Origin of the sequence: Nereida ignava (genome assembly GCF_047114695.1) — a bacterium.
In the GTDB taxonomy this organism is placed as follows: Bacteria; Pseudomonadota; Alphaproteobacteria; order Rhodobacterales; family Rhodobacteraceae; genus Nereida; species Nereida ignava.
Map to the genome: position 1 here is coordinate 2360654 of NZ_CP112885.1, position 11487 is coordinate 2372140.

Genomic DNA, 11487 nt, shown 5'->3' on the forward strand with positions numbered 1-11487 from the left:
ACCTTGTAGGGACGACCTAGCTGATCGTCCCGTACATTTGAATGGTTTTCGCCGGTGCGGGCAAGAGCGCTTCGATCCGCTCCAGCAAGTTGTGTTCGGGGCCCGTTTCGGGGCCGTCACAGTTTACCACAAGCAGCAAGTCATCCATCAGCGCGTCCCGCTCATGGGCGGGTGTCTCATGGGCGAGCAAACGCCCCAAAGCTTCGGTGTGGGGATATTCGCGTTCAAGCGTTTCACCGGATGCACGCAATTGCGCAGCGGCAATACCATTGAGACCCAGGCGGCGTTTTAGAACCTCATCAATCGTGGTTATCTCTGCCAAGTTGAGAGGGCCGTCGCTACGCGCAAGCCGCACCAGCAGTGCTGCAAGGGTCACGTGGTCGTCGAGTGCTGGTAAAACGGGTTCGGGTCGGGCCGGTCGTGAGACCACCCCAAGTATTCTGCCTATCATATCTGCTCCTAGCGCCGCGATTTTTCGCGATCATTACCTTAGCAATGGCCCAGAGGTGACGGTTTCCAAAGGGAAAAATGAAAAAGGCGAATCATGTCTTGGGGAGTGTTGCAAAAAAACGCGCCCTGCAGGTGCGGGACGCGTTTTAAATATTTCAACTAAGCAGGGCGGGTTTAGACGAGGCGCGAGGCCTCCTTTGCCGCTTTCACAAACCCTTCAAACAGGGGGTGCGGTGCGAAAGGCTTGGATTTCAGCTCCGGATGGAACTGTACGCCGATGAACCAAGGGTGGTCACGCCACTCAACGATTTCGGGCAGCGTGCCGTCTGGGGACATGCCCGAGAACAACAACCCACATTCTTCAAGCTGCTTGCGGTACTTCGTATCAACTTCATACCGGTGGCGGTGGCGCTCTTCGATGGATGTTGTGCCGTACACTTCGGCGACTTTAGATCCTTCGACCAGTGTTGCGTCATATGACCCCAAGCGCATGGTCCCGCCTTTATCATCATCTGCCTTGCGCTGAACTTTTGCGTTGCCCTGCACCCATTCTTTGAGGTGGTAGACAACCGGCTCAAACCGTTTTTTGCCTGCCTCATGGTCGAACTCTTCGGAACCGGCGTCCGCCAGCCCTGCCACATTTCGCGCGGCTTCAATGACAGCCATTTGCATACCAAGGCAAATCCCGAGGTAGGGAACTTTACGGGTGCGGGCGAATTCCGCCGCTTTGATTTTGCCTTCTGTGCCGCGCTCGCCAAAGCCGCCCGGAACCAAAATCGCATGGAACCCTTCGAGGTGTGGAGCAGGGTCTTCACGGTCGAATAGTTCTGCGTCGACCCATTCAATTTTGACCTTCACACGGTTGGCCATGCCACCGTGGGTTAGGGCTTCGTTGATTGATTTATAAGCGTCTTCCAGCTGAGTGTATTTGCCAACAATCGCGACTTTGACTTCGCCCTCTGGGTTATACACGCGATCAGCCACATCTTCCCAACGTTTTAGGTTGGGTTGCGGGGCAGGTGTAATGCCAAAGGCGTCCAATACTGCTTGGTCCATGCCTTCACGGTGATAGGCTAATGGGGCTTCGTAAATAGATTTAAGGTCTTGCGCCGCAATCACGCTCTCGGGGCGCACGTTGCAGAACAGGGCCAGCTTTTCACGCTCTTTTTCCGGGATTGGACCCTCCGAACGGCAAACCAGAATATCCGGTGCCAACCCGATTGAGCGAAGTTCCTTGACCGAGTGTTGGGTGGGCTTTGTTTTCAACTCGCCTGAGGCTTTGATGAACGGCAGTAACGTCAGGTGCATAAAGATACAGTCACCGCGTGGCTTATCGTTGGCAAACTGACGAATGGCCTCAAAGAAGGGCAGGCCTTCGATGTCCCCAACAGTGCCGCCGATCTCGCACAGCATGAAATCAACTTCATCATCACCAATGTCGATGAACTCTTTGATCTGGTTGGTTACATGGGGGATTACTTGGATTGTTTTGCCCAGATAATCTCCGCGCCGTTCTTTCTCGAGAACGGTTGAGTAAATCCGACCAGATGAGACGGAATCACTGTTGCGCGCCGCAACGCCGGTAAAGCGCTCATAATGGCCAAGGTCCAAATCGGTCTCTGCGCCGTCGTCCGTTACAAACACTTCACCGTGCTCAAACGGTGACATCGTGCCCGGATCGACATTGAGGTAGGGGTCCAGCTTACGCAGGCGGACAGTAAAGCCCCGCGACTGCAAAAGAGCGCCCAAAGCGGCAGATGCAAGGCCTTTGCCAAGCGAGGAAACAACACCACCTGTAATAAAAATAAACCGTGCCATGGTGTGAGATATCCCCGTGTTTTGTTGCATGCTCGGTGCAAAACAGCACCTCAGATGCGCTGTATCACGGGATTTAATCCTATCAGGATTCGGACGAGGCGCGCAACCGGTCAAACGCAATATAGGGCGGAATTAATATCGCCAAATACTATAGATAGTGTAAGAAAGCCGCTTTTAGATCAGGTGTTTAGGCTGGCTTGTGTTGTGCCGGGTTATTTAGTCAGCACGCGGTGTTGCTGGCTCATCCGCGGATGGTGGTAGCAAGTCCGCGCCCGCCGGGGCCACAGGTGCTGTCTCTGCAGAAGGAGGTGCCAATTGATCCACCACAGAGCTGCCGTTGCCATCAAGGGATGTCAAAACTGTCATTAGCAATGCGACTGTCATGAAAGCAATTCCCAAAATCCACGTCACTTTTGACAAGGCCGATGCTGCCGAGCGGCCGGTCATAACGCCGCCACCGCCGCCACCACTGCCCATGCCAAGGCCGCCGCCTTCAGACCGTTGAAGCAGCACAACGCCGATCAAAGCCAAAGCTAGCAACAACAAAACAATCAGCAGTACGTTTTCCATGGGGACGCTCGTTTATCAAAGGTTGGCCGGTATGTAGTGGGAACGGCCCAATGTCGCAAGGTCCGAATGTAGGGGATTTATCATTCATTTGGCGCTGCTGCCGAGGTAACTCTATCAGCTTTGAGGTTTGAGCGCGCCTTTCACCCTTTCCCCTGCCCTGCCTCTGTCTTATAGGGACCACGGTTTGATCTCTAGGCATGAAGGCAGAGCGCAATGGCAAACGTAGTGGTGGTTGGCGCCCAGTGGGGTGACGAAGGCAAAGGCAAGATCGTTGATTGGCTCTCAGAGCGCGCAGACGTCATTGCCCGCTTCCAAGGGGGCCACAATGCAGGTCACACGCTTGTTATTGATAGCAACGTCTACAAACTGCACGCGCTGCCATCCGGTGTGGTGCGTGGCGGCAAACTGTCCGTTATTGGGAATGGTGTTGTGCTGGACCCATGGCACTTGATGAAAGAGATCGAAACAGTCCGTGCCCAAGGTGTTGAAATCACGCCTGAGACATTGATGGTCGCTGAAAACACACCATTGATTTTGCCAATCCACGGCGAGCTTGATCGTGCCCGTGAAGAAGCTGCAAGCGCTGGCACCAAGATTGGTACAACAGGCCGCGGTATCGGGCCCGCATATGAAGATAAAGTTGGACGCCGTTCTGTTCGCGTAGCTGACCTAGCTGATGATGCGACACTTGTTGCGCGTGTTGACCGTGCGTTGCAGCACCACAACCCGCTGCGCAAAGGTTTGGGCATCGAGCCCGTAGACCGCGAAGCGCTGTTGAACGAGCTGCGCGCCATTGCGCCACAGCTTTTGCCGTACGCAGCACCGGTTTGGAAAGTGTTGAACGAGCGTAGCAAAGCCGGTCAGCGGATTTTGTTCGAAGGCGCCCAAGGCGCACTACTCGACATCGATTTCGGCACATACCCGTTTGTGACATCCTCCAATGTAATCGCAGGGCAGGCTGCGACGGGTACAGGTCTTGGGCCAACGGCGATTGACTTCGTTTTGGGCATCGTCAAAGCCTACACCACCCGTGTGGGTGAAGGGCCGTTCCCGACCGAGCTGGAAGATGCAGACGGCCAACGTCTTGGCGAGCGCGGCCATGAGTTCGGAACGACAACAGGACGCAAGCGTCGTTGTGGTTGGTTTGACGCGACCATCGTACGTCAGACCTGCGCCACGTCCGGCGTTTCTGGCATCGCGCTGACCAAGCTTGATGTTCTAGACGGTTTTGACACGCTCAAAATTTGCGTCGGTTATGACCTGGATGGCGAGCGTCTTGATTACCTGCCAACAGCTGCGGACCAACAAGCGCGCGTGACACCGATCTATGAAGAGATTGAAGGCTGGCAAGATAGCACCGCTGGTGCAAAGTCATGGGCCGATTTGCCTGCTGCGGCCATCAAATATGTCCGTCGGATCGAAGAGTTGATCAACTGCCCCGTCGCCCTAGTTTCCACTTCACCAGAGCGCGAAGACACCATTCTCGTGACAGACCCCTTTGCGGACTAAGAAATTCGCACGTTAACACTTCCGGAGGCAACCAATGGCGCTAAGCCACAAAGCAAAGAGACGTTGGTCACTGTTTATCCTGATTTTTGGGGTGCCGATTTACATCGTTATGGCGGTGACACTCATTGATCTGCTCCGGGACATGATGGGACGGCCCTCCATTTTGGTCGAGCTGGGAGTATTTGTCGTACTTGGTGTTTTGTGGGCTTTCCCGCTGAAGGCGATCTTCAAAGGGGTTGGGCAAGCTGATCCGAATGCGCCACCGGAAGATGAACAGCACTGATTGAAAAAAAGCGGCCCCAAATTTAGGGGCCGCTTTTTTGTTTCTGCTCACCGAGTCTTTCAACCAAATGGCGTTATCAAGCCTCGCGCCGCAGGGGGGCGAAATCTTGGTTGGGATTGAACCGGCTGGTTTCTTGAACCACGAACTGCCCTGGTTTTTGTTTTTGGAACTTACCTTGGCGCAATAACTGTCCGAACGAGCGTAACCCATCCTCGCGACTAAATCCGTCGTCACTTACGCTGCTTGCTTTTGACATGACTTGTGGGCGCGAGAACGTCGGCTGCCCTTCAACCACTGCAAGGTAAACTGCCGCTGCCTCAAGCAAATCAGGAAGCCCATGTGCGCCCATTTGGGCAGCGAACTCTGAAAAGCTTTCGGCCTGAAATGCCGGAATTGTAGTCGTCGGGCTTATTGCTGCCTTGGGCGGGGCCGTCTGCGGATTGGCAGCGGAGTTTTGCTGCGCAACCGGCTTTGCCCCGCGAACAACACGGCGCGGGCGGACAGGACGCACAGGGAGTGTCGTATCCTCATCTTGCATCTCAGGTTCCGGTGCTTGCGGGATGTCTACACGTTGCTCGGCCACCAACTTAAGCGGGGCTGCGGGCGCTGGGCGCACGGCGTCGGCCAAATCTGCACGGTACTCATCCGTCTGATCAGCATTGCCATTTCCAAAGCCCGCGGCGAGGTCAGCTGCTTTTGATGCAACCGCTGCTTTCAGGTGCGCAATAGCGTTTTGCTTGCGGCCTGTTTCGGCGGTGGCCAACTCGCGGTCCGCTTGCTGCATCAAGCGCTCCATATCAATTGGCGCGTCTTCCCGGGTCTGGGCAGCTGCGTCTTTGCGCGCATCGACCTCCGCCTCGGCAAGCATCGCTGCAAGAGCGTCTGCTGCGTCATCTTTTTCGGCGGTGGCGGCTTCGTCAGGCGTGTCAGCTGCAAGTTCAGGAGCGCGTGGGTCCTTTGCGCGCGCTTCAGTTTCCGGCTTAGATTTTGGGGTGAATTCTGGGGCGGTCGGTTCTGCCAGGTTTTGCACTTCGCCCTCGGCAGCAAGCGCCGCCGCGAGTTCGGCTTGCAAATCCGCTTCATCCTCGGGGCTTAGGGAAGAGGGTGTTGTGAGCATAATTTGCGGGTTGTCTGTCGCGGTGTCTGTTGTCTCCACGTCAGTTTCGTCCTCTGCATCGAGAGGGTTATCCATCAGATCATCATCGTCTTGGGCGCTCTCATCTGCTGGGCTGGCGGCTTCAACCTTACTGTCCTGCGGGACTTCGTTTTCTTCCCGTTCATCGCTTTCGTCGTCGAACAGTTCTTCCAACTCGCCGCTGTCCAATGCGCGCTCAAGATCTGCTTTTTTGACTTTGATGACCCGTGCAACGGGGCTGGTTGCGGCCTCAACTTTGGGGGCGGGCGCAACTGCGTCGTTGGCCTCATCGTTTTCGACAGTTGAGATGAAGCTATCGATATCGAAATCGTCCGCAGCTAAGTCTGTTTCGGTGTCAGTCGGTGCTTCAACTGGTATGACGGGGGCAGCGTTATCCGTTGTTGGGGCGTCATCTTTGGTATGCAAATCCGCAAAGGCCGTGTCGATACTACGTTCTGCATCGGCGTGCTGGTCTTCGATAAATTCACTGGGATTGGGTGCAATCGCAGAAGTGTTTGGTGCTGCGCTGCGCATGGCCTCGGTTTTGGTCGCTGCAGATGATTGGACCGCTGACCTGATGCGCTTGAGCTTTTCGGCAGCACTTGCAACGCCACGATCAGTCTGTGATTGGGCGCTTGCTGTGGCTGTATTTGGCACCATCGCCGCGTTTTGCGGGCCGCTTACGTCGGGCTGTACGGCGGGTGCGGGGGCAGGGCTGCTCGGGCTGGCGCTGAGTTTGACGTCATTGCCTTCAATGCGACCAATCACGCGCCGCTCAATTTCACGCTCTGCAATACGGGCCAGCATCTCGGCGTCTGGTACGGGTGGTTCTGCGCCAAAGTAGCGGTCATCAGCCGCAAGGTCGCGGAAATACTCCGCAATCGCTTTCATCGCATTGAAGGAGTAGTCGAACCCCTCAAGCGTGCATGAAAACGTCCCATATGAGACTGTTAGAATTTTATTTGGCCCTACCATGGCGTACTCGCTTTCTTTGTAATCCAGCGGGGAACGGTTTAACGTGATACATGTGTCAAATTTGAACAATGCCGCGTTGATGGCGGTATTATTTCAAGGCAGAATTGTGATCTGTTTCCAACTCAGGCAGTAATGTTAAATGTCCAAAGCAATTGTTTCACAAAACGCACCGGTTTTACTTGTTGGTGGTGGTACGACTCACCGCGATGATTGGTCTTTAGCGTCTAGGTGTGGTTGCGTTGTGGCGGTGGATGGCGGGGCGGATGCAGCCTTGGGCAATCGCGTGACACCTGATTTTGTGATCGGCGATTTGGACAGTATCAGCGGAACCGCCCATGACAAACTCGCGGATCGGGTCATTGCAGTGTCCGAACAAGACACAACGGATTTTGACAAAGCGCTGCGCAATATCGATGCGCCGCTTATCTATGCCATCGGGTTTACGGGCGCGCGCATGGATCACAGCCTTGCTGTTCTTAGCGGCCTTGTAAAAGCATCCAAGTCCCGCTGCATTGTGGTGGGCGAGGTCGATACGGTTTGTCTTGCGCCCGCACGTCTTGATTTTAGGGATGTGACTGCGCAAACGCGGGTTTCACTGTTTCCGATGGGACCCGCACGGGCAACCTCGACTGGGCTGAAGTGGGCGCTTGATGGCATTCGTTTCAGTCCCGACAGCGCAATTGGCACCTCGAACGAGGCTTTGGGCGGCGCCCTTACAATCGAAACATACGATCCCAAAATGTTGCTTATTTTGCCCCGCACGCTGATCTACGTGCTGACGGATGCACTACGTGCCGCACCCAGCTGGTAGGTGGCTAAATGCGGGCTGTGTTCAGCAGTTCGGAATATTGACGGCCAGACCGCCGAGAGACGTTTCTTTATATTTCTCTGACATATCCGCACCCGTCTGGCGCATGGTCTCGATCGCCGCATCAAGCGGGACTAGGTGTGTGCCGTCGCCGCGCATCGATAGTGATGCCGCAGACACGGCCTTGATCGCGCCAAGGCCATTACGCTCAATGCAGGGCACCTGAACCAAGCCGCGCACCGGATCGCAGGTCATGCCCAAGTGATGCTCAAGTGCGATTTCTGCGGCGTTTTCGATTTGCTCAGTCGTGCCACCTAAAACAGCCGTCAGGCCAGCGGCGGCCATTGCGGCGGCGCTACCTACTTCGGCCTGACAGCCCGCTTCTGCGCCCGAAATTGACGCATTGAATTTCACCAAACCGCCAATCGCCGCAGCGGTCAGCAAAAATTCCGGTACGCGGCTGACAGATGCGCCAGGCACGTGATCGAGGTAGTAGCGTATGGTTGCCGGCACAACGCCGGCGGCCCCATTAGTGGGCGCTGTGACCACCTGTCCACCGGCCGCGTTTTCTTCATTCACGGCCATTGCATAAACGCTCATCCAGTCGTTAATCGTGTGCGGCGCATTCAGGTTCATCCCGCGTTCGGCTAATAATTTCTCATGGATATTTTTGGCGCGTCGTTTCACAGATAAACCACCGGGCAAGATGCCGTCACGGGCAAGCCCGCGATCAATACAGTCATTCATAACGTCCCAAAGGCGCGTAAGGCCTGCTTCAAGGTCCGCGCGGGGGCGGCGCGAAAGCTCATTGGCCTCTTTCATTTGGGCGATGGTTTTGCCCGATTGCGCGGACATTTCCATCATCTCGTTGGCGGATTTGAACGGGTAGGGCACGGGCGCGCCTTCTTCGGTCGCAGCACCACTTGCAAGCTCTTCTTCGGTGAGAACAAATCCACCGCCAATAGAGTAAAAGACCTGCGACAAGATAATATCGCCTTGCGCATCGGTAGCTTGCAGGCGCATTCCGTTGGCGTGACCTGTCAGGCGGGTATCATAATCAAAGATCAGGTCTGCAGCAGGATCAAAATGCAAACTGGGCAGGCCATCATTGATGACTTCCTTGTCCGCGTTGATCGCCGTAAGGGCGGCCTCGGCTTTGGCCTCGTCGTAAGTGTCAGGCAAAAAGCCCGCCAGCCCAAGAATGGTCGCGCGGTCTGTTGCGTGACCTGCGCCCGTAAAGGCAAGTGAGCCGTGCAAAGAGGCCTTAAGCCCGTGGGCTGTGAACGGGGCCGAGCGCAGCATATCCAAAAAGCGCGCAGCAGCAACCATCGGTCCCATTGTGTGAGACGACGATGGGCCGATGCCCACTTTGAACATATCAAAGACAGATAAAAACATATGTTAACTGATACTGTCTTAGGGGCGGGGCGGACGTCTGATTGCGACGTTTCAAAGGGCCATTCGGTCAGAGGCGTAGGGCTTGGGTCAAGCGCGACGCAGACTTGTTGAATGCTGTGCACAAAACCCTCTCGCACCTTTGGCCGATGCGATTTATAGACGGCGCAACAGCAAAGATAAGGAGCACTGCCATGCCCGCTGAATTGTCACCCATCGAAAAGGCCAAATTTGTCTCGGCCAAGCGCGCGAGTGATTTCGTTGAAACCGGAATGCGTGTCGGTCTGGGGACCGGATCAACTGCGGCGTGGATGGTGCGTTGCCTTGGAGAGCGCGTGAAAAACGACGGTCTGAAAATTAAGGGCGTGCCCACATCAAGCAGAACCGCAGCACTTGCCCAAAGTCTGGGCATTGAAGTGGTCACCCTTGACGAGGCCAAGTGGTTGGACCTGACCATCGACGGTGCGGATGAATATGATGCGGACCTAAGCCTTATCAAAGGGGGTGGTGGCGCGCATTTGCAGGAAAAAGTTGTGGCCACGGCCAGCGACCGCATGATCGTGATTGCGGATGCAGCCAAGAAAGTAGACACCCTTGGCGCGTTTCCACTGCCGCTTGAGGTGATCCCGTTCGGCTGGCAAACCACAAAAACCCTTGTGGAAGAAACGCTGGTTGGCATGGATGTTTTGGGTCGCACAACTGCGCTACGGATGAATGGTGACGCGCCGTTCGTAACGGATGAGGGCAACCACATTCTTGATCTGCATCTTGAGCGCATTGGCAATCCCCGCCAGTTGAGCCTTGTGATGAACCAAATTCCGGGCGTTGTGGAAAACGGGCTATTTATCGATATTTGTAATGTCGTTGTCGTGGGGCACGGTGATGGCCGCGTTGAGGTGACAGACATTTCCAACGGCACCGTTGAACATGACAGCGTCGATCTGATGGAGCATGAAAACCTGTTTGCCGATTTGGGCTGATTGTTAGGCCCATTCGGAAATAACGGGATGCATGGCGCGCTCTCAACTCTGTGATCGATGGGGCGCGCGGCTTGCGCTTGCCAAGCGGCCGTGTGCACACTGGTGCAAGACATGAAATGAAAACGCGCAGGTGGTGACACTGCTTGCGTGTTACTGAACAAAAAGAAAAGGGCCGTCGAATGGCATATGATTTTGACTTGTTTGTCATTGGTGGCGGTTCTGGCGGCGTGCGTGCAGCGCGGGTTGCGGCGGCAACAGGTGCCAAAGTGGCTTTGGCCGAAGGGTCTCGGTTGGGCGGCACATGTGTGATCCGCGGGTGCGTGCCCAAAAAGCTGATGGTCTTTGCATCAGAGTACCCCGAAACGTTTGAAGCCGCTCGCAATTATGGTTGGGATGTGATCACTGGTGATTTCAACTGGGGCACGTTTCATGGCAAATTAGTTGCCGAGTTGGATCGCCTTGAGGGCATTTACCGCCGCTTGTTGGACAATTCTGATGTTAAAATCTTTGACGCTTTTGCAAAGCTTGTGGATCCGCACACAGTTGAGTTGAATGATGGTGAACGTGTCACGGCAAAGACTATTTTGATCGCAACCGGCGGTACGCCAACGCGGCCTGATATTGCTGGCGCCGAATTAGGCATTGTCAGCGACGATATTTTTCATGTTGAGGCATTACCCAAGACGATGCTGATCATCGGCGGCGGTTATATCGCGTCTGAATTTGCAGGCATTATGAACGGCCTCGGTGTGAAGGTCAGCCAGTGGTATCGCGGCGAGCAAATCTTGCGCGGCTTTGATGAAGAAGCGCGCAACTTTGTGGCGGAAGGAATGCGCGAGAAAGGCGTTGATTTGGTCACCGGTGCGAATGCTGCATCGCTTGAGAAAACCGATGCGGGAATTTTCGTCAAAGGCACCCACGGTATTGATGCGACGTTTGATGTGGTGATGTTTGCAACGGGGCGCCGGCCCTTGACCGATAACTTGGGTCTTGATGCGGCAGGGGTTGCTACGGGCTCAAGCGGTCAGATTACAGTTGATAAGTTTTCACGCACCAGTGTTGAAAATATTTATGCGGTAGGTGACGTCACAAAGCGTGTTGAGTTAACGCCAGTCGCGATCCGCGAAGGCATGGCGTTTGTGGAAACCGTGTTTAATGACAACCCAACTGCCGTAGATCACGAGTTGATCCCATCGGCGATCTTTACACAGCCCGAGATGGGCACAGTTGGCCTGTCAGAGGAAGATGCGGCCAAGAAAGAGCCGATTGAGGTCTACTCGACCTCGTTCCGTCCGATGCAAACCGCGTTCGCGGAAGGGCAGGGCAAAGTTCTAATGAAACTGGTGGTTTCCAAGGCAACGCAGGTTGTTTTGGGCTGTCATATTGTCGCGCCTCACGCGGGTGAGTTGATCCAGCTAGCAGGTATTGCCGTGAAAATGGGCGCCACAAAAGAGCAGTTTGACCAAACATGCGCCGTTCACCCGACCATGTCGGAAGAACTGGTGACAATGAAAACGCCTGTGCGCAGCACTTGATCGGTGGAAGTTGCTTGAAATCACGCCAC

10 protein-coding genes are annotated in these 11487 nt (G+C 55.1%); 5 read left to right on the forward strand and 5 right to left on the reverse strand.

Features of this window, described 5'->3' with window-relative positions:
- Positions 1-16 precede the first annotated feature (16 nt).
- The 3 genes from OLX08_RS11625 to secG form a co-directional block, all read right to left on the reverse strand.
- Positions 17-451, reverse strand: coding sequence for a TerB family tellurite resistance protein (locus tag OLX08_RS11625; RefSeq protein WP_391481557.1), 435 nt, complete (start codon positions 449-451; stop codon positions 17-19).
- A gap of 173 nt (positions 452-624) precedes the next feature.
- On the reverse strand, positions 625-2268 hold the full coding sequence (locus OLX08_RS11630) for a CTP synthase (protein ID WP_048598278.1): 1644 nt from the start codon (positions 2266-2268) through the stop codon (positions 625-627).
- Positions 2269-2484: 216 nt separating this feature from the next.
- Positions 2485-2838, reverse strand: a complete 354-nt coding sequence (gene secG, locus OLX08_RS11635) for a preprotein translocase subunit SecG (protein WP_048598277.1) — start codon at positions 2836-2838, stop codon at positions 2485-2487.
- 213 nt (positions 2839-3051) lie between these two features.
- Between secG and OLX08_RS11640 the strand changes: the two genes are divergently transcribed.
- Both OLX08_RS11640 and OLX08_RS11645 read left to right on the forward strand, forming a co-directional pair.
- Entirely contained in the window at positions 3052-4347 is a 1296-nt protein-coding gene (locus OLX08_RS11640) for an adenylosuccinate synthase (RefSeq protein WP_048598276.1), read from the forward strand.
- 34 nt (positions 4348-4381) lie between these two features.
- The gene (locus tag OLX08_RS11645; protein WP_391481558.1) at positions 4382-4630 is read left to right on the forward strand and encodes a DUF2842 domain-containing protein; all 249 of its coding nucleotides are present in this window, start codon (positions 4382-4384) and stop codon (positions 4628-4630) included.
- 76 nt (positions 4631-4706) lie between these two features.
- Here the strand turns inward: OLX08_RS11645 and OLX08_RS11650 are convergent, their stop codons facing one another.
- Positions 4707-6740 carry a hypothetical protein gene (locus OLX08_RS11650; RefSeq protein ID WP_391481559.1) on the reverse strand — a complete coding sequence of 678 codons (2034 nt, stop codon included), beginning with the start codon at positions 6738-6740 and terminating at the stop codon, positions 4707-4709.
- A 139-nt stretch (positions 6741-6879) separates the two neighbouring features.
- Here OLX08_RS11650 and OLX08_RS11655 point away from each other — a divergent pair, with 139 nt between their 5' ends.
- Positions 6880-7551 carry a thiamine diphosphokinase gene (locus OLX08_RS11655; protein ID WP_391481560.1) on the forward strand — a complete coding sequence of 224 codons (672 nt, stop codon included), beginning with the start codon at positions 6880-6882 and terminating at the stop codon, positions 7549-7551.
- A 21-nt stretch (positions 7552-7572) separates the two neighbouring features.
- Here the strand turns inward: OLX08_RS11655 and OLX08_RS11660 are convergent, their stop codons facing one another.
- On the reverse strand, positions 7573-8946 hold the full coding sequence (locus OLX08_RS11660) for an L-serine ammonia-lyase (protein WP_391481561.1): 1374 nt from the start codon (positions 8944-8946) through the stop codon (positions 7573-7575).
- Positions 8947-9137: 191 nt separating this feature from the next.
- Here OLX08_RS11660 and rpiA point away from each other — a divergent pair, with 191 nt between their 5' ends.
- Together rpiA and gor are read left to right on the forward strand one after the other, a co-directional pair.
- Entirely contained in the window at positions 9138-9923 is a 786-nt protein-coding gene (rpiA, locus tag OLX08_RS11665; RefSeq protein WP_391481562.1) for a ribose-5-phosphate isomerase RpiA, read from the forward strand.
- Between the two features lie 179 nt (positions 9924-10102).
- Positions 10103-11458 (forward strand): glutathione-disulfide reductase, encoded by a 1356-nt coding sequence (gene gor / locus OLX08_RS11670; RefSeq protein ID WP_391481563.1) that lies wholly within the window; start codon positions 10103-10105, stop codon positions 11456-11458.
- Positions 11459-11487: the final 29 nt, after the last annotated feature.